At 38.1% G+C, this 19579-nt stretch carries 21 protein-coding genes and 1 pseudogene; 20 read left to right on the top strand and 2 right to left on the bottom strand.

The window, feature by feature from the left end:
- Nucleotides 1–147: 147 nt before the first annotated feature.
- The 12 genes from R3X28_RS16245 (at nt 148) to R3X28_RS16190 (ending at nt 8494) form a co-directional block, all read left to right on the top strand.
- A complete protein-coding gene (locus R3X28_RS16245) occupies nt 148–618 on the top strand; it encodes a hypothetical protein (protein WP_317665730.1) in 471 nt (156 codons plus the stop codon).
- Nucleotides 619–995: 377 nt separating this feature from the next.
- Complete coding sequence (gene amrB, locus R3X28_RS16240; RefSeq protein WP_317665729.1) at nt 996–2069, top strand: AmmeMemoRadiSam system protein B; 1074 nt, start codon at nt 996–998, stop codon at nt 2067–2069.
- 233 nt (nt 2070–2302) lie between these two features.
- Nucleotides 2303–2551: a hypothetical protein gene (locus tag R3X28_RS16235; protein ID WP_317665727.1), complete on the top strand. Its 249-nt coding sequence runs from the start codon at nt 2303–2305 to the stop codon at nt 2549–2551.
- A 24-nt stretch (nt 2552–2575) separates the two neighbouring features.
- Nucleotides 2576–3109, top strand: coding sequence for a hypothetical protein (locus tag R3X28_RS16230; RefSeq protein ID WP_317665726.1), 534 nt, complete (start codon nt 2576–2578; stop codon nt 3107–3109).
- 63 nt (nt 3110–3172) lie between these two features.
- On the top strand, nt 3173–4000 hold the full coding sequence (locus R3X28_RS16225) for a hypothetical protein (RefSeq protein ID WP_317665725.1): 828 nt from the start codon (nt 3173–3175) through the stop codon (nt 3998–4000).
- 393 nt (nt 4001–4393) lie between these two features.
- Nucleotides 4394–5017 carry an imm11 family protein gene (locus tag R3X28_RS16220; RefSeq protein WP_317665724.1) on the top strand — a complete coding sequence of 208 codons (624 nt, stop codon included), beginning with the start codon at nt 4394–4396 and terminating at the stop codon, nt 5015–5017.
- Between the two features lie 189 nt (nt 5018–5206).
- Nucleotides 5207–5638, top strand: coding sequence for a hypothetical protein (locus R3X28_RS16215; protein ID WP_317665722.1), 432 nt, complete (start codon nt 5207–5209; stop codon nt 5636–5638).
- Between the two features lie 66 nt (nt 5639–5704).
- Nucleotides 5705–6280, top strand: coding sequence for a Crp/Fnr family transcriptional regulator (locus tag R3X28_RS16210; RefSeq protein ID WP_154366812.1), 576 nt, complete (start codon nt 5705–5707; stop codon nt 6278–6280).
- Between the two features lie 80 nt (nt 6281–6360).
- Nucleotides 6361–6774, top strand: coding sequence for a RidA family protein (locus R3X28_RS16205; RefSeq protein WP_282055997.1), 414 nt, complete (start codon nt 6361–6363; stop codon nt 6772–6774).
- An 8-nt stretch (nt 6775–6782) separates the two neighbouring features.
- Nucleotides 6783–7589 (top strand): DJ-1/PfpI family protein, encoded by an 807-nt coding sequence (locus R3X28_RS16200; RefSeq protein ID WP_317665720.1) that lies wholly within the window; start codon nt 6783–6785, stop codon nt 7587–7589.
- 192 nt (nt 7590–7781) lie between these two features.
- Nucleotides 7782–7961 (top strand): class I SAM-dependent methyltransferase, encoded by a 180-nt coding sequence (locus R3X28_RS16195; RefSeq protein ID WP_317665719.1) that lies wholly within the window; start codon nt 7782–7784, stop codon nt 7959–7961.
- Nucleotides 7962–8092: 131 nt separating this feature from the next.
- On the top strand, nt 8093–8494 hold the full coding sequence (locus tag R3X28_RS16190; protein WP_317665717.1) for a hypothetical protein: 402 nt from the start codon (nt 8093–8095) through the stop codon (nt 8492–8494).
- Nucleotides 8495–8791: 297 nt separating this feature from the next.
- Here the strand turns inward: R3X28_RS16190 and R3X28_RS16185 are convergent, their stop codons facing one another.
- Nucleotides 8792–8968, bottom strand: a complete 177-nt coding sequence (locus R3X28_RS16185; RefSeq protein WP_317665715.1) for a DUF6747 family protein — start codon at nt 8966–8968, stop codon at nt 8792–8794.
- Nucleotides 8969–9467: 499 nt separating this feature from the next.
- Here R3X28_RS16185 and R3X28_RS16180 point away from each other — a divergent pair.
- The 6 genes and pseudogenes from R3X28_RS16180 (at nt 9468) to R3X28_RS16155 (ending at nt 16309) form a co-directional block, all read left to right on the top strand.
- A pseudogene (locus R3X28_RS16180) lies at nt 9468–10589 on the top strand (DUF6920 family protein).
- Nucleotides 10590–10747: 158 nt separating this feature from the next.
- The gene (locus R3X28_RS16175) at nt 10748–11419 is read left to right on the top strand and encodes a hypothetical protein (protein ID WP_317665711.1); all 672 of its coding nucleotides are present in this window, start codon (nt 10748–10750) and stop codon (nt 11417–11419) included.
- Between the two features lie 184 nt (nt 11420–11603).
- Complete coding sequence (locus tag R3X28_RS16170; protein WP_317665709.1) at nt 11604–12779, top strand: hypothetical protein; 1176 nt, start codon at nt 11604–11606, stop codon at nt 12777–12779.
- 140 nt (nt 12780–12919) lie between these two features.
- Nucleotides 12920–13885, top strand: coding sequence for a tRNA-dihydrouridine synthase family protein (locus R3X28_RS16165; protein WP_317665707.1), 966 nt, complete (start codon nt 12920–12922; stop codon nt 13883–13885).
- A gap of 89 nt (nt 13886–13974) precedes the next feature.
- Complete coding sequence (locus tag R3X28_RS16160) at nt 13975–14946, top strand: bile acid:sodium symporter family protein (RefSeq protein ID WP_317665706.1); 972 nt, start codon at nt 13975–13977, stop codon at nt 14944–14946.
- 202 nt (nt 14947–15148) lie between these two features.
- Nucleotides 15149–16309 carry a DUF6051 family protein gene (locus R3X28_RS16155; RefSeq protein ID WP_317665704.1) on the top strand — a complete coding sequence of 387 codons (1161 nt, stop codon included), beginning with the start codon at nt 15149–15151 and terminating at the stop codon, nt 16307–16309.
- Between the two features lie 45 nt (nt 16310–16354).
- On the opposite strand, the gene R3X28_RS16150 is transcribed toward R3X28_RS16155, so the two are convergent.
- Nucleotides 16355–17032: a class I SAM-dependent methyltransferase gene (locus R3X28_RS16150; protein WP_317665702.1), complete on the bottom strand. Its 678-nt coding sequence runs from the start codon at nt 17030–17032 to the stop codon at nt 16355–16357.
- 150 nt (nt 17033–17182) lie between these two features.
- Between R3X28_RS16150 and R3X28_RS16145 the strand changes: the two genes are divergently transcribed.
- Complete coding sequence (locus R3X28_RS16145) at nt 17183–18373, top strand: MFS transporter (protein ID WP_317665700.1); 1191 nt, start codon at nt 17183–17185, stop codon at nt 18371–18373.
- 99 nt (nt 18374–18472) lie between these two features.
- Nucleotides 18473–19393 (top strand): NAD(P)-dependent alcohol dehydrogenase, encoded by a 921-nt coding sequence (locus tag R3X28_RS16140; RefSeq protein WP_317665698.1) that lies wholly within the window; start codon nt 18473–18475, stop codon nt 19391–19393.
- Nucleotides 19394–19579: the final 186 nt, after the last annotated feature.

The raw sequence follows: 19579 nt of genomic DNA, 5'->3' as shown, positions 1-19579 counted from the left end.
AATAATACACCTTGTTTTTCGCCCCTGTTTATGGTTTTCTGTAAAGCGAAAACTAAAAATTGTAGTAGGTTGCATAGGCCATTGGAATGCGCTTTTTGAGGGGTGTGAATGATGGTTTTAAATTTATATAAACGAGTTGTGGTATATATGGAAAAGAAAAAAAGACCTATCATAAAAAAAATAGTAATAATGTACGGAAGTATTCTTCTGATATTTTTTATTTCTGTAATTTATATGAGTAGAAACAATGGAAAAGATGCAGATTATTATAAAGAGGTTAATCTAAAAATGAATGGTATAATAACCGATATCAAACCATTAAATGTTTATGGACATGATTACGGTGTGATAGATATAAATATAAGTGAAAGTAATATTAGTGATTATGATATTCGCCAGGAACAGGATAGATACCTAGGAGTAATTAAAGCTAGCAAAGCTTCATTGGTATTTGGGGCAGTGAGCCAGGTCAAAACTGGAGATTCGATAGTTTTAAATATTCAGAATTATTCTATTTATAGAAATAAAAGAATAATAAGAGAAAGTACGATTGGAATGCCTCCAAAAAGCTTCTTATTTAGACCTTTCAATGAAATTAATCGAAAAATTAAACTTTAAATTGAAATTTGAAAAACCATTACAACTTTATATAATTTTTGGGGTCTTCACCTTAATCGGATTATACTTATTAGTAGTTTCTTTTAAGCAAACTATTATTAATCCATACATTATATTGGTTTTTGGTATATTATTCACCTTTTTTGGTCTAATTGGTATGTATAAGACGTATTCTCAATAAAAAATACGTACGACAACATTCCCTATAAATCTATTGCGAGTGGATTTCCTAATGGGAATCACTAACTTTATACAATGGCCCCCCGCTCTGCGAAGTCTGTGACTTCGTAGCACTAATTCGCCCGCTGTTGACAAATAGGTCTTAATTGCTATCAAAGCCTATTTTTTAGAGTACATTGTTTTAAATAAAATAGTATATGCGACTACTTCTTATCATCTGTTTATGTTGTCTCGGTTGTAAAAACGAAACGTGGGTAAAAAACAACGTACAGGACCAAACCCTAGAAAAAAAGGTTAGGCAGGTGCATGATACGATTGGTTTTACAAAGTATAATTGGCAGTTAGATACTATTTATAACCGTTTAGGTATAAGGGATTCTATAAATAATTTGCAATGGAAAGCAGCTATATGTCCACATGACGATTACAAATACGCTGGCCGTTTGTATTACGAATCGCTAAGGGGAATTAATGCCAACACGATTATTTTAGTGGGTGTAGCGCATCGCGCTAGAAACTTCAGTCTTCAGGACAAAATCATTTTCGGGGATTTTACCCATTGGGAATCGCCCTATGGTGATTTAAAAGTTTCCGATCTAAACGCTGAAATTATCGATCGACTTCCAAAATCTTCATACCTGGTTCATAACGATATGCAAGCGTTGGAACATTCTTTAGAAGCCATTGTGCCTTTTTTACATCGAAAAAACAAAAACCTGGAAATTATCCCGATCCTTGTGCCTTATCTAAATTATGAAACGATCGATCGTGTGAGTGATAATCTCTCTAGTGTTATATCAAAAATGTTAAAAGAAAAGAATCTTGAATACGGAAAAGATGTCGCAGTTGTAATTTCCAACGATGCGGTGCATTATGGTAATGAAGAGTGGAGTGGGGATTTAGCACCTTTTGGGGTTGATGATGAAGGCACTAAAAAAGCAAGAGCTTTGGATAAGGAGATTATTGGGAAGTGTTTGGTAAACGAAATCAGTAATGAAAAAGTAAAAACCTTTACGGAATATACAGTGCAAACCAATGATTATAAAGAATATAAATGGGTTTGGTGTGGTCGTTATTCCGTGCCTTTTGGATTGGGTTTAGCAAATAAATTAAATCTGGCATTACATAATAAACCGTTAACAGGAACTTTTTTAGATTACGAAACAAGTATAGATCATGATCTTATAAACGTAGAAGATCTAGGTATGGGAACTACGGCCATTGCAACTCAAAAACATTGGGTAGCATATGCGAGTATAAAATATGAATAGATATTTGATTCTTGATGGTCCTCTGCTACTGCCAGTCTGTGACCAGTGGCCATTTTTTTAAGTTTAAGATATAGCATAAGAAACAATAAAAAGCGGTAGCCAATAATTTGTCTATACTGCTAAATATTTTGTCCCGAAGCTTTGGGAGGCTTTTAAGAATGAGTAAATTTAAACTGTTACCGATAATACATAAAGCAAACAAGGCAATCCGCTTATAAACCAGTCCTTTTTATATGAATTATAAGATTTTGGCCGATTCCCCAGCCTTATACGAATTCGCAGACGAGAAAACGCGTAAATCAGTTTTTGATGCCCTGATTCTTAAGGGTAAAACGACAAATTATCATTTTGATGATATACTCTATATCCAGGGGCAAAAAAATAAACATGATTTAAATATTAAAGAAACCCCGGTTTTGACGGTAGGGGGCAAGCTGTTTATTTCCCAAAGCGTTGGCAACAAACTGGAAAAAATTAATTGAAGTATTAAAAAAACTTGACGTAAAATGGAGTTTAATGAAACTATAGACGTATTAAAACTAGCAATCGTATGGGCAAAAGCCGAAGTATTCTCAACACGTTTCTTTATTTTCTTTGCGATTGGTTTTTTAATCGCAAGTGTTGGATTTTGGCAATTAGGAAAAACAGATTTGGCAAAAGCTTATATCATTCCAACCTTAGTAGTAGGTTTATTACTATTGATAATTGGCATCGGTACCAACTATGCCAATATTCAAAGAGTTAAACAATTTGAAAAGGATTTTAATACCGATGAAACTGCCTTTTATAAGTCCGAAGTTGAACGCTCTGAAAGCATTATAAAGCAATTTACAGTTGTATTTAAATTAGTTCCAATATTAATTATCATAGCTGCATTATTAATTCTATGTATTAATACACCTACCTGGAGAGCAATTAGTATTACAAGCATTTCAATGTTAATTGTAATTTTATTAATTGACGGAAATGCACACTCAAGAATTGAGAACTACCACAAAGATTTGAAATTATTGAACTTAAAAAATGAAATAAAAAAATAACTCGCTCTGCGAAGTCGGTGACTTCGTAGCAACCAAAGCGTTGTGCAACATATGGATAAACCTATGAAATACATAGTATTACTCGGAATTCTGATTTCTTTTTCAGGAACTAACCTTGCAGCCCAATCGACCAAAGACAGTCTTAAACCAAAAATAAAAATGGTCAAAGAAGTCATATATAGTGTTGAGAATGGAACACTGAAAAATAGAGATGATCTTTTCGGATCTAAACTTACAGCGTACATTATTTATGATAAAAATGAAGAACCAATAGAATATGTTCAGTACAAAACCGATGGTTCTATTTACGAAAAAACAACCTACGAAAGGAATGAAAAAGGAGATGCGCAAAAAGGTATTGAGAAAAACGCATCGGGCGAAATAATAAGCTATTGGATATACGAGTGTGATTCCAACGAAAATCTGATCGAGGTTAAAACCTACGATGCGGAAAACAATCTGACCGAAATACAATCCAATAAAAACGATGAAAATGGAAATATTATTGAGATACAACTAAAAAGTCCTGAAAGCGAAAAGGGTTGGAGATATGTATACAAATACAATTCCGATAATAAAAAAATAGAGGAATTAAGATATAAACCGGATGGTAGTTTAAAAGATAGGAGAATGTACTTGTATGATAAGAATGGAAATGAGAATACGGTTATCAAATACTACCCTGACGGCGATTCTGTAAAAAAAGTTTGCGAATATGATACTTGGAATAATTTGATCATTGAAAGTTTGTTCGATAATCACGGTAAAGTTAGTCGCCAAACCTCATTTGAATATGTGTATGACCATTATGGCAATTGGATCACAAAAATAAGAAGTGCCGATGGAGAATTGAATATGGTTTACGAAAGGCAAATAGAATATTTTGAATAAAAAATAGGTTGCACAACAAAGAACTGGGCTACAAAGCCAAAAAATGCCCCCTTCATCCATGACAATAATCCAAAAACAACTTTTTCGCCATTAGTAGAAGATCTAGGTATGGGAACTACGGCTATCGCAACTCAAAAACATTGGGTAGCATATGCGAGTATAAAATATGATTAGATATGTGATTCTAGAAGGTCCTCTGCTACTGCCAGTATGTGACTAGTGGCCATTTTGTAGCATAAGAAACAATAAAAAGCGGTAGCCTATAATTTGTCTGTACTGCTAAATATTTTGTCCCGAAGCTTTGGGAGGCTTTTGAGAATGAGTAAATTTAAACTGTTACCGATAATACATAAAGCAAACAAGGCAATCCGCCTATAAACCAGACCTTTTTATATGAATTATAAGATTTTGGCCGATTCCCCAGCCTTATACGAATTCGCAGATGATAAAACTCGTCAATCTGTTTTTGATGCCCTGATTCTTAAAGGTAAAAAAACGGATTACCATTTTGATGATATACTCTATATCCATGGGCAAAAAAATAAACAGGATTTAAACATTAAAGAAACCCCGGTTTTGACGGTAGGGGGCAAGCTGTTTATTTCCCAAAGCGTTAAAACCATCTTTGAAAAATATAAAGTAAGTGGGGAATACTTTGATGCACGGGTAAAAGTCAATGGTGACGATTATGATGAAGATTATTATTTGTTCAATCCACTGATCGGGGTAGATTGTTTAGATTACGAAAACTCCATCTATGATAAAGCGTATGATGATTGGAGTAAGCTTTATAACATTTCTAAAATCTCACCCCTGAAAATTGATGAAAGTAAAATACCGGATAATCCATCGTTATTTTTTTTGGGACAGTTTCCGAATAAAGAAAACGAAAATCGATTTTTAGAAAGTATCATTCTTATTAGGCATGATCTGGCCACTGAATTGCTAAAATCCAAAGTATCGGGAATCAATATTTTCGAGGTTGAAAACTATGACCGCACTTGGAAATGGAAGTGATCACGCTTTGAACTATAATCCAAAGCTGGGGGTACACTGATTACAATTCTATTTAAGTTTAAATTATAGATTAAGAAACAAGCGTAACCAAGCATGAATTACCCGATAGGCAAACATTGAATGAAAATTATTCCATCAGAAAAAATTGAATTGATAACGGAACTTTCCAAACAGGAAGTCAGAACAATATTGAACAAAAACATTAGACCTAAAAGAGGTATTGCTTTTTCATTCGATAAACCAAAAGAAACCAAACTTTTTGAAGGGAAGTTCGAAAAGGACAGGTTTGAAATACAGCGGATAATAAAAGGGAGGAATTCATTTCTTCCTCAAATTAAAGGAAGCATTCAATCGGACCTAAATGGAACTAAATTAATCGCGGATTTAAAAATTAGCGCATTTGTGATTGTTTTCATGATCTTTTGGTTTGGATTTGTTTTTCTGGGGTTTCTCGCTACAATTGTGGGCGTTTCAGTCCAAGAAGCTAATCCAATAGTAATAATCGCTCCTTTGATTATGATGGCATTCGGGATTGGATTAGTGAGGTTCGGGTTCCATAGCGAAAAGGAAAAATCTATAAATGATTTAAAACGAATATTGAAGGCAAGGATAAGGAAATGATCGTTTACCAATAACACGTAAAACAAATCAGTCATAAAACGCTACATTTAAGTCCTTGTACAACAAATGAAGGAATTTAAACTATTTTTAGAATCATTGGTCCCTTTTACAGAAAGTGAGATGCAAGTTCTTTTGTCATTGTTTTCTGAAATTCAACTCAAAAAGAAGGACTATTTTGCCCAAGAAGGGGAGTTTTCATCAAAATTGGCTTTTGTTTCAAGCGGCGTGTTACGGGCTTTTTTCCGTAATAAAACGGGCAATGAATATAATAAGACTTTCTTTACCCCATCAAACTTTGTAGCGGCGTATTCCTCTATCACCACAAAACAGAAAAATTTAATCAATATTCAATGTCTAACGGACTGTACGCTGTTGGTTGCAGATTTTAGACAACTTACTTCACTATATAAAGCGTATCCAAAATTTGAAAGTCTTGCCCGGGTTATGGCAGAATACAAATTTTCGATAAAGGAGAAACGTGAAATAGAACTTGTAACGCTCGAAGCAACGGAGCGCTACGAAATCTTCAAGAAAGAACACCCGAATCTGGAAAACTTGATCAGTCAATACCATATAGCTTCATATTTGGGCATCACCCCAACCCAATTAAGCCGAATAAGGCGCCAAAACAGTAAGAGCTAATTTCCTTTACATATGTAAATGTGTACGTGCATAAGGTGCGTTTACTTTGTTGAGTAGTTCTAACACTAAAAAACAAGGAAATGCAGAATAAAGAAAATACGTTCATAAATCCGACAGGTTTGTTCAATCCCATAAAAAATGGGTTTTCCCATATAGTCAAAATCCCAAAAGGTAAGGACCTTTACTTTTTTTCGGGTCAATGGGCTTCCGATGATAAGGGCCAATTGGTATCCCAGGATTTTGGGGAGCAGGTTCGTAAAACGGTTTCCAATGTTAAAACAGCCATGGAAGCGGCAGGTATTACTATAAATGATGTAGTAAAACAAACCGTCTATATAGCGGATTTTACATTGGAAAAAAAGAACATTTTAATTGAAGTGGCTTCCAAAGAATGGGAAACGGAAAATTTTCCTGCAAGCACTATTGTCCCCGTTTCCGTATTGGCTACAGCAAAAGATTGTTTAATAGAAATTGAGCTCATTGCTGCCAAATAGAATATAAAATGGACAAATTGAAATTTATAATTACCGTAATCATGCTTGCAAATCTTTCCCTTTCGGCACAAAGCAACAAAATACTGTTCGTAATGAGTGCAGAAGACACCATACCTTTGAACAATGGGCAAAAACTGCGACAAACGGGCGTTTTCCTAAACGAGTTTTACCTTGCCTATAAATCGGTGACCGAAGCTGGGTATACGGTGGATTTTGCTACACCAAATGGGATGGTTGCCACGATAGATGAGGAAAGTACAAACGATACCTACTGGAAAAACAACCTGGAGATTAAAAATAAGGCTTTAACATTCACTCAATCGGATAGTTCTTTCAACAGTCCCATAACCCTTGAAGAAGCCATTAAGACGAAAACGGAGTACTTGGGACTGGTTATTCCGGGAGGTCAAGGTCTAATGGTAGATCTGGCCAAGGACAAACATATTCCTGTTTTGTTGAAATACTTTGCCAAAGCGCACAAACCTACAGGACTTATTTGCCATGCACCAAGTCTTATTTTAACCATTCCAAAGGCAGAGAACCCGTATATCGGATTCAAGGTCAACTCGGTATCACCAATTGAGGAATTCGTTATTGAGCGATTTATTATGAAGGGAAAACCGGAAAACAGGAAAATAGCGAAAGGACTAAGGAAAATGGGGTTAAAATATAGACGTGGATTACCAAAGTCGAACTTTGCCATAAAAGACAGGAATTTGGTAACCAGTCAAAATCCTTTTTCCGGGAGAGCATTCAATAAACGCTATTTACAAGCGCTGACCGAATATTTGGAAAGGATGCCTGTCGGCAATTAAACCGAAAGCCCTCTGAGCAAAAACCATGGGTAAGATGGAATAAACCATTAGCGGCTCCCGCTCTGCGAAGTCTGTGACTTCGTAGCAACTATACTTTTAGCGTACGATTTATTGTAAGTGTGGGAATAGGGTAGGGAATAGGTGTGAAAGTGTTAGTTACAACCGAACCATGACTTTTGAATCGCTAATGTATTGGAATTAGGGTGTGGTACAGGGAAAAACACAGTATGGTTGTTGAAAAAGGCCCAGCGGATCATTGGATTGGATTTTTCCCAAGAGATGCTGAACATAGCCAAAGAAAAAATAACGGTCTTCCTTACCAAAAGCCAAAAGCCAAAAGCCAGAAGCCAGAAGCCAATAGCCAATAGTTAAAAACCAAGGAACAAAACACGGTTAGAAAGTACCCAGATCAAAAGCTTGGGCGTATCTTTGGGGTGCGAAAAAGTAGCTGCATTAATTGTACAACCAATTGCAATAAACATATAAAATAAGCATCAAAGAATATGGATAGTACTGCACAGAAAACACACGAACTGGCATCGGAAAAATTGATCGGTTCCGTGGTATCGATTGGGACGGGTACCGCTACGGTTAAACTGACCATTACCGAAGAAATGATCGTTGATAGCTACCATCTTTCCCACGGTAGTTTTGTTTTTGGTCTGGCCGATTATGCCGCTATGTTGGCCGTAAACGAGCCGACCGTAGTTTTGGGAAAGGCCACTTCAAAGTTCTTGAAACCGGTAGTACTTCATGATGAGGTCACGGCTGTGGCCACGATTACCGATAATTCCAACGGAAAGAAAGTAACCGTTTCCGTAGGGGTCGAAAACCAAAATAAAGAACAGGTCTTTGAAGGGGAGTTCGTTTGCTTTGTCCTTAAAAAACATATCTTGGCAAAATAAAGCAATCGGGTTATCCGATGTTCAAGGATAACCCGACTGCATAAAACCCCATTGCCCAAATCTTAAGATCCGGCAGAAACCTTCATATTACTTGTGCTAGGATGATGTAAAAAGAACCCCTTAGATTACTTGGTACCTGAATAAACGAATTTGCCCAAGGCATTTGACCGGTAAAAGTGTAAATGTCCCCTCGTTATATCCCAAAAGTCATAATAATCAGCAAAAGTAGTATGGCGCCAAGAAATAAAGCGCCTGTAATAAGCATTATTCTTCCATCCCGTTTTTTTCTATGCATCCTTAGAAATTGGAAAACGGGAAATCGGTGAATAACCTGAATAAAAATACGTACAAAACTATGGCGAACATGGCTATGGTAAACCATGTGAAAATCTTGAAATAATTTCTTAGTACGTAATTTTTGATACTTCTGAATTGGTCCGCATAAATCTCTTTAAAAAGTAAAACTGTTTTCATACTACATTTTGTTTGTTTGTTTGTTGTGGTTCAAAGATTGGACGGTAAACGGGCTTTGATAATATTTTTTCGGTAAAAGGGGGCAAAATAGCAGTGAAATGCAGATGTATGGATAAAACCTAGTGATTTACTAGGAAATTAAAAAGTGCCGAAACGGTTAAAAGGTAAATAATGTGGATGTACGGTAATGGCCTAAACAGAGACCAACAAATGATCATCCATCTTTTTGCCATAACCCAGCAATGATCGAAGAAACGAAGGCTTTTCGTTCAGATATGAAAATGAAAAAAATCCTCTTTCTTTTGAAAAAAAAGTATTGGGATGATAATTGTTGATGTCCACACTTTTCTAATAGCTTGGTTTGCTTTAATTTAGGGTTCGTTTGTGCATTTTAGTAGTGATCGGGAAAGGGAAAGTAACATGAAAAAAATGAAGATAACCGGGTATTACCGGAGTGGGGTTGGTCTACCTCTAAATGCCCCAAAACCATAGGAAATAAATGAGAAGTGCTTTGGTCATATTAGTCGGACTACACGGGATTGTCCATCTATTCGGATTTTTGAAAGCTTACGGCTTATCCGAATTCAATTCGATCGCACAACCTATTTCAAAGTATTTCGGGAGTTTATGGTTGCTCGCCTTTATACTTTTTTCGGCCACCCTTGTTTTATTGCTTTTGAATAACCGGTTTTGGTGGTTAAGTGGTCTGTTGGCCGTACTGCTTTCACAATCATTGATCATCAATTATTGGACAGACGCCAAATTTGGAACACTGGCCAATATAATTATCCTCCTGGCAGTGCTCATTGGGTATTCCGGTTACCGATTTACCAGCAAAATACAGGAAGAAAGAACAATTATCTTACAAAACTCCCGATCCGTAGAAGAACAGATCCTTACCCAAAAGTCGATTACCGATTTGCCACCGATAATACAAAAATGGTTAACGAGTAGTGGGATTATCGGAAAAGATCCCATATCCCATGTGCATTTGACACAAGAATTACAATTGAAAATGAAACCTGGACAAGAAGATTGGTATAAGGGTACGGCCGAACAATATTTCACGGTAGATCCACCGGCATTCCATTGGGATATCAATACGAAAATGAATCCGTTTCTAAGTGTTGTAGGTCGGGACAAGTTTGAAAACGGTAAGGGTGTAATGATGATTAAACTGCTTTCGTTGCTTCCGGTTGCTAATGCCGCGAACGACGCGAAGGTAAACCAAGCTACATTACAGCGGTTTTTGGCCGAGATCATTTGGTTTCCTTCCGCAGCTATGAGTCCATATATACAATGGGAAACATTAAGTGAGGTTTCTGCCAAAGCTACGATGGACTATAAGGGAACCATAGGTTCTGGTGAATTCTATTTTGATTCGGAAGGAAATTTCAAAAAATTCGTTGCCATGCGTTATCAGGATGCAAAGGCTTCTGAGCCTACGGAATAGACGGTAATCGCCACAAAAATTGAAAAACGCAACGGGATCGATATTCCGGTGGAGTGTGAAGCTGCATGGAAATTGAATAGTGGCAAATGGACCTGGCTAAAAGTGAAGATCAAGGATATAACCTATGATTTGGAAAGTATGCCGGTTAGTAATTGGGTAGGTGAATGAAAAATAAATGATAAGTGACTAAAATTTAATGAGATTTAAAAATAGAATAGTTCTTACGACCATTTTATCCTTACTATTATCTTTCTTTATAGGTATTCGCTAAATTAGATGTTCCAAAAGTTTACCATGTTCAGTAAGATTATTTCAATCTAAATAGAATGAAAGCATTTAGAGCTATTATTGCATTTTTTCAGGCCCTGCTTGCATTCATTGGGTTTGGGGTTATCGGTGTTGTATTATATTCAAGTTTTAAGTCTCCATATAATGTGATTCTGGCGTTAGCAGTTTGTATTCTTGGTTTGTACTTAAGTAGATCCATTTATATTATGATGAGAAGAAGAGGGGTTATAGCCGTAGTTTCCGGCGATAATGCTTCATATGATATGGATGTATTGGAACCAACAGCATCAAGTGGTGTGCAAAAATTAGCGCCAGAAGAATTGAAACAGCTTTTTCTTGAGAATAAGGTAGATTTCAATAATGGACTTAAGGTGTCAATTTGGGGTGATTGGGAAGGTAGAAAACTGGATGTAAGGCATATCGTAAATGTAGTAGAATATGATATTGAAAATAAATTGCTTACTATCGAATTCGATGACAACTGTCTTCTCAAAGTTAAAGGACCAAGTTTAATTCTTTGTTCGAGCAACTATTTAAAAATTGTAAAGGCCAAAGAAGTGGAATGGCAAATTGATATTGATTTCCCTCCAATTCATCAATACATCTATTTAAATAATGGGAAAGAAATAAAAACTTGGTCCAATACTACATGGAAACCACATGAGTTTGATATAGGAATCGGCATGGATGCAATATACTTACAGGGCTGAAATACACACATCAAAACCTTATATAAACCAATGTTTTTTATGGGATTTGTTTAAATCAAAACCTAATCCTTTGTATTTTAAGAATATGTATTGGTTTCTATTTTATCCAACTGTAACAATTTAACGATTGCCATGTCTTTATTAGGTATTAAGAAAAAGGTAGAATAAAAAAATACAATACTACATGAAAAATAAACTGATACTCTTATTGACTTTCATTTTCATTTTAAATCCGTTCATTGGAAATGCGTGTAGCATGTATAAAATAACCAAAGACGGAAAAACCATTGTTGGGAATAATGAAGACTGGTTAAGTCCGAACAGTAAGTTTTGGTTCGAAACAGGTAAGGACGGCCAATTTGGGGTCATGTATATGGGCCAACTGGATAATTTTGCCCAAGGAGCGATCAATGAGGCCGGTTTGGTCTTTGACGGATTTGCGAATCCGGAGCTACCTATTGAGAATACAGCTGGAAAAACTGAGGTGCCTATAGGGCAAGCGATAAGAACGATCATGCAAACGATGGATAATGTGGAAGAGGTGAAAGCTTATATATTGACTGTAAATCTAAGTTCCTTAACAGCTAGCCAAATCGTATTCGTTGATAAATCTGGAACCTATTTAATTGTGGAAGGGGATGAATTGATCATCGGGGAAGAAGAGGAAAAGGCCTTTTCAAATTTCTATTATTCACAGATAGAAACCGAAGAGGAAGTTGAATTGGAAAATTTTCAGGAAGGCATGAAATTTCTTAAATCTACCCAAGGAAATGCATCTATGGCCTATTGCAGTGATGTAATGAAAAGCCTTTCGAGCGATAAATTGTTCGGTACTCAGTATTCAACCATTTATGATCTGAACACCTTAAAGGTGAGAATTCATCTATTTCATGATTATTCACAGTTCATTGAACTCGATTTGCTGCAGGAATTGGGTAAAGGGGACCACAATGTAATGATACCGGATCTGTTTCCTGAAGAATCTTTGGGTCGCCAACATTATGAAAAGTACAATGATGTGGAAAACCCGGTAAAGTTCTTAGAAGAGTTGGTGGCTTCTTCCGAAGTAGTGACTGAAGAAGAACTTATGGAAATGGGTTTCAACTCCATCATAAACATGATCGGCTACGAATGGTTAAAAGATAGGAAGAATACCAAAGCGGCGATCAAGGTTTTCGAATATGGTACCACCATTATGCCGAATGACGCCAATTTATACGATAGTTTGGGAGAGGCCCACTTTATAAATGAAGAATACGGACAGGCCCAATTGAATTATGAAAAGTCCTTATCGTTGAATCCTGACAATGATAATGCCAAGGAGTTTCTTCTTAAGATCGCTTCAAGAAAATTGGAATGAATACCTACTTGGGATGGGTAAAGGATTTTTAATGTCAATATAGGTGCCCACAGAGGATGTTTTTTGATGTTGATTTGATCGTATTTCCCATATCAAAACCATCAATCAATTACCTTATCTTTGTACATCTAAACAAGAAGATGTCCCTAACACTGCTTTCATCCCCTTTACAGGGTTTTACCGATTTTAGGTTTCGCAATGCCTTCCATCATTATTTTGGTGGTATTGACACCTTTTATGCACCCTACATTCGATTGAACGGGAAGCTAAAGATAAAGCAGTCCTACCAGAACGATCTGTCACCGGAAAACAATACCACCTTGGAAGTGATTCCACAGGTGATGACCAACGATCCCGATGAGTTCATGTTCGTTGTCAATTACGTACAAAGTCTGGGGTATAAAGAACTGAACTGGAACTTAGGCTGCCCTTATCCCATGGTCACCAAATCGGGTATGGGCTCTGGCTTAATTTGCAATCCCACAAGAATCAACGAGATCTTGCATAAGGCCCATAATGAATCGGATATCGTGGTTTCCATGAAAATGAGGATGGGGTACGAAAATGCGGAGGAAATCCTGCATACTTTTCCGATCTTAGATCAATATCCACTAAAGAACATTGCCATACATGCGAGAATCGGTAAGCAACTTTACAAAGGACCGGTAGATTTGGATGCTTTTGAAAAATGCATCGGCAGCACCAAACACAAACTATATTATAATGGGGATATTACCAGTGTTGCCGCCTATAAGGCCGTAAAGGAACGTTTTACGACCATTGATCATTTTATGATCGGTCGTGGTTTGATCGCAGATCCTTTTTTACCAAGTATGATCAAAAACGATACCACGGAATATCCTAAAGACCGATGGGACATTTTTGCGGAATTCCATGATACCATTTACCAACAATACGATGAGTACCTGTCAGGGCCCACACCTATAAAAATGAAGATGTTGGGATTTTGGGAGTATTTTTCACAAACTACATCAAATCCGCATAAAACATACAAAGCCATTAAAAAGGCTTCGAACCCTTTTAAATATAGGCAAGCGGTAAACCAAATTATAAATACCGAGAAGAAAGTAAAAAACTCTTTTTAATAATCAAAGGTCATGTTTTATAGTCCATTTACTTATCCTAACTTCGTTTCGGTCAAACAAAATCAGTTTATAGCAATACAGGAAGGTTTATGAGAATAAAGATTGATGGATTCATACTATCCGTTATCGCGGTAATTGGCTTGGCCTATCTTTTCCCACAGTGGGGAACCCAGGAAAGTAAGATTCCCATCGACACCATAAGTGCTATTGGAATTTCATTGATATTCTTTTTTTACGGACTTAAATTGAGTCCGGCGAAACTGAAGGCCGGAGTAAAAAATTGGAGGCTGCACCTTCTTGTACAAGCATCTACATTTCTGATATTTCCCTTATTGGTCTTGGTATTTCGGCCACTTGTTCAAAATGAGGAACAAGAGATCATCTGGTTGGCGTTTTTTTTCTTGGCTGCATTACCATCTACCGTATCGTCATCGGTGGTCATGGTCTCCATTGCAAAGGGCAATATACCTGCGGCCATTTTCAATGCCAGTATCTCCGGAATCATAGGGGTTGTCCTTACCCCTTTATGGATGGGGCTGTTCGTGCACAATGCCCAAACGGATTTCGATTTTACCGATATCTACATAAAACTCATTGTGCAAATAATTTTACCCGTCATCTTCGGAGTGGTTTTACAACGTTTTTTCGGGCAATTGGCACAAAAATATACGAAGCAATTGACCCTGTTCGATAAATCGGTGATCTTGTTGATCATTTATAAAAGTTTCGCCCGGTCGTTCGATGGGGACATCTTCAGTTCGGTTTCCTTGATCGATTTGTTGTTGCTCCTTATTTCCGTTTTGGTGTTGTTCGCTACCCTGTTCTTTCTGACCGGATTCTTGGCCAAGAAAATGAAATTCAATATCGGAGATCAGATAACTGCCCAGTTTTGCGGAACTAAAAAATCATTGGTTCACGGAACCGTATTCTCTAAAATCATATTTGGTAACATCCCTACGATTGGTATTATCCTTTTACCACTTATGTTGTTCCATGCCATACAGTTATTGATCATCAGTATGGTAGCCTCGAAAAGAGGGTTGGAAGATAGGGAAGCATAGCCTTTTCCCAAACTTGTTGGGGCATTGATCTAGATAGGTTTATAGGTGCTTGCGGCATTGATTTAAAGAATGAAAATTCCACTGCCAATACATTGTTAATAATCGGTTGTTCATTTGACCAAAACAACAAACATTCCTTAACTTTATATCGTATTTGAACATAAGGTGCGATATTGATTTTTAGCATTTTTAAAAAGGGAATATGAGTAGTAAAACCGAATTAAAAACCTACCGATTTGCGTCATCATCCTATCATATCCTTCCAGGAACTTCGGATTACCATTGTGTAAAACACGATGTGCGTTTAAAACATAATTACCCCTTTCATATCGAGGTCGGAACCATTAAGGACAATGTTCATATTAAGGATATCAGTGTTGAAGAAAATAGGAATTTCGAATATCAGGTCGTACAACCGTTAGGAAGTGAAAATACCAAAAAAGTGACTTTCCTTTTCCACGGTTTCAATGAGAAGGACTGGTCAAAATATATGCCTTGGGCCAATGCCATTTGTGAAGGTACGGGCAGTAGTGTTGTTTTATTCCCAATAGCGTTTCATATGCAGCGGGCCCCTAAATATTGGAGCAGTAAGCGGGCCATGTTCAAGTTGAGCGAGGAAAGGAAAAATAGATACCCCAACGTTGTGCAATCGACGTTATCCAACGTTGCCATTAGTATGCGGGTACATGCCATGCCACAGCGGTTCATATGGTCAGGATTACAGACGTACTATGATGTGATCCAGTTGATCGAAGAATGCAAAGCAGGACGGCATCCGTATATCCTTAAGGATTTTGAGTTTGATATTTTCGCATATTCCATCGGTGGTTTTCTTTCCCAAATTCTCAAATTGACCAATTACAAGGGATATTTCTCCAATACAAAGGTTTGTTTATTCTGTAGCGGTTTCACATTTAACCGCCTATCCCCGGTATCAAAATTCATTCTTGATAGCGAAGCCAATGTTGCCTTGTATTCATTTTTGGTAGAGCATTTTGACAAGTTCCTGCAAAAAGACGATTTACTGCATCATTATATCCAGGAAGACCATATAGAGGGTGAGGTACTGCTTTCCATGCTCAATTATCAAAAGGGTAGGACCTTAAGGGAAGGACTCTTGCGAAAATATGAAAAGGATATATATGCGATAACGCTTCAAAAAGATACGGTAGTACCCTCTTTTGAAGTGATCAATACCCTCCAAGGGGCGTATCGTGATATTGACATAAAAGTTGATGAGGTAGATTTTGACAGGGTGTATACCCATGAAAATCCTTTTCCTTCAAATACTGGAAACAACGAACAGATCATGGCCGATTTTACCCGGGTTTTTGCCAAGGTCTGTGCTTTTTATAATAATTAGGCTTCTGTTCATCCGGCATTGGAACAGCCTTAAAATAATCGGTGTTCAAAATACCGTGTATAGGGTGGTCACGATTTTTCCCTTATGGTCGTTCGAGAGCACGGACACTAATTGTTTTTCTTCTTTTATTTTTAGATTGAACGGAGGGTGCAATAGGTTCAATCCGCTTTGTTTTTTGATTCGGATGCCTTGTCCAGAGATTATATCCATATTGGGTGTAAAATCCCCTTCAGGAATATGTTCGGTCAGAACAACATATTTATAGCCGTACAATTTACGGACTACGGCCCCAACTTCGGCATTCGACAAATGTTGAAGTACCTGTCTGACTATGGCACAATCCCCATCGGGTAGTTCATCCACGGCGATATCCAAACAACGGAATTCCAGGTTCTTGTTCATGAACCGTTCTTTATTATGGGCGATCAGGTCGGGAACAATATCCACCGCGATATATTTTTTGGCATAACCCACCAGTTCTTTCCCGACATTAAAATCCCCACAGCCTAGATCACATACCGTAAGTGGTTGTTCAAAAGCGGACAAGAACGTTGATAAAGCGGCTATATAAGGTTGTACGGCTTCTGGATCATGGGAACCGTTACCAGAGTAGTAAGAGGAGGTTTCCCCGCCCCAAAGGTTCATGGCATAAACCTGCTCCATGGCATCTTTTGTGGGCCAAGGCTTCTTTGTTCTTTGGAAGGGTTTTTCTTTGTTGTTCATGAATAAGGGCCAGAATAGTCTGAAACCAAATATAAAAATAAAGGGTATAAGGTACAGGGACCTTCACATTAATTTCAAAACCCATATTTTCGTGAAAGTTTAAATGGGTCGTTGCGACCAAATTCATTTCAAAACCGAATACGATCATCATTGAAACACCCTAAATACGTACTTCCCGTCATTGTGATCTCCCAATTTTGCTGTACCTCCCTTTGGTTTGCAGGTAACGGTGTCATCAATGACCTTGCACATAGTTTTGGTCTTGATGGTGATGCCATGGGACATTTGACCTCGGCCGTACAGTTCGGTTTTATCATCGGTACCTTGATTTTTGCAGTGTTGGCCATTGCCGACCGATATTCCCCTTCAAAGGTATTTATGGTCAGTGCCGTTCTTGGGGCAGCTTTTAATTTAGGGGTTATTTGGGAAGGCAACGATTTATCCAGTTTGCTTACCCTTCGTTTTCTTACCGGTTTTTTTCTTGCCGGTATCTATCCGGTGGGAATGAAAATTGCCGCGGACCATTATGAAAAAGGCCTTGGCAAGTCACTCGGATTTTTAGTGGGCGCCTTGGTCGTAGGTACGGCATTCCCGCATCTCCTAAAAGACCTAACGGGAGCATATCCGTGGAAATCCGTCCTCATGGCAACTTCGTCCCTAGCGGTGTTCGGTGGACTCTTAATGGTTCTGGTAGTGCCCGATGGCCCGTATCGGAAGGCGGCACAACGAACGGAGCTTTCCGCCTGTGTCAGCGTGTTTAAGAACAAGGAATTCCGTGCAGTGGCATTTGGTTATTTCGGTCATATGTGGGAGCTTTATGCCTTTTGGGCCTTTGTACCCATTATGCTCCAGAAGTATGGTCTGTCACATTCAACGGCAAATTTCAATATTCCCTTGTTATCGTTCGTGATCATAAGTATGGGCGGACTCGCTTGTGTCTTGGGAGGGTATATATCAGAAATGGTCGGCAGCAAACGCACGGCTTTTATCGCATTGTTCTTATCGGGTGCATGTTGTTTGGTTTCACCTATGGTCTTTGATAGTGGATCCCCAAGTTTGTTTATAGGGTTTCTTATATTTTGGGGCATGGTCGTAATTACCGATTCCCCATTGTTCTCTACCCTGGTGGCCCAAAATGCCCCGGCGGAACTAAAGGGTACCGCACTTACCATCGTTAATTGTATAGGCTTTGCGATAACCATTATCAGTATCCAGGGCATTACGGCAATCATGACGATTACAGAATCCAATAGTTTGTACGTTATTTTGGCCATAGGTCCTATTTTGGGTTTGATCGCCTTACGGAAGAATATAAGCCTACTGATACCCAAAGGGGCATGACCCTAAATCCTACTTAAGTTGCACAACCACAAAAGATTATCCTTATTTTTTAATTTTGATCGGTATACGTATTTTAGTGAATAACAAACACCAAATACAATGAAAGCAGCAGTTTATACCTCTTATGGCCCGCCCAATGTTCTTCAGTTGACAGAGGTGGATAAGCCCCAGCCCAAGGAAAATGAAATTCTTATCAAAATACATGCGGCAACCGTTACCGCAGGGGATGTAAGATTGCGGGCATCGGATTTCCCACCCTTGTTTTGGCTTCCGGCACGGTTGATATTCGGCCTGTTTAAACCGAAAAAGAAAATTTTAGGGCATGAATTGTCCGGGACCATCGAAGCGATCGGAAAGAACGTCACGAAATTCAAGGTAGGGGACAAGGTTTTCGGGACCACGACCATGTTGCCCACAGGCTCCTATGCCGAATATATTTGCCTACCTGAGGAATGGAAACATGGGGTTTTGTCCATAAAACCGGATAATCTGGGATTTAAGGAAGCTGCGGCCTTACCCATTGGGGCAATGACCGCCATGTACCTTCTGGATAAGGCCAGTTTAAATAAAGGACAAAAGGTTTTGGTCTATGGGGCTTCCGGGAGTGTGGGCAGCTATGCCGTTCAGTTGGCAAAACAGCAAGATGCCATGGTAACGGCCGTTTGTAGCGGCCCTAATTTTGATATGGTAAGGTCATTGGGTGCCGATGATGTATTGGATTATAAAAAAGAAGACTATTCGGAAAGCCATGAAAAATTCGATATCGTTTTTGATGCCGTAGGCAAAACTGCAAAATCAAAGGCAAAAAAGGTGCTCAAAGAGGGAGGTGCTTTCGTTACGATCAAAATGCTGACAAAAGAGAAGATCGAAAACCTTGGGCGTATAAAACAATTGGCGGAAGCCGGAAAGCTAAAACCGTTTTTAGACAGAACCTTCGGACTCAATGAAATCGTTGCGGCACATGAGTATGTTGACCTAGGAAGGAAAAGGGGCAATGTGGTCATTGAAATAGTTCAATAAAGCGAATGATCCAAGGTGCGATGGTAAGCAGTAAATTATTGAATATACTATTTCATAATGCACTTCCGCTCGCAACATTCCAAAAAAGGGTAACACCGCATAAAAAACCCAAAATAAGTTCAATTCCTTGATGTAGTCCAATACCTTTGTAATAGCAAAATGTCGCTATTGGCAAAGCATGGATAA

The organism is Maribacter sp. TH_r10 (assembly GCF_033101095.1).
GTDB lineage: Bacteria > Bacteroidota > Bacteroidia > Flavobacteriales > Flavobacteriaceae > Maribacter_A > Maribacter_A luteus.
Note: the sequence above shows the minus strand (reverse complement) of the source record. Positions and strands in the feature narration are given on the sequence as shown.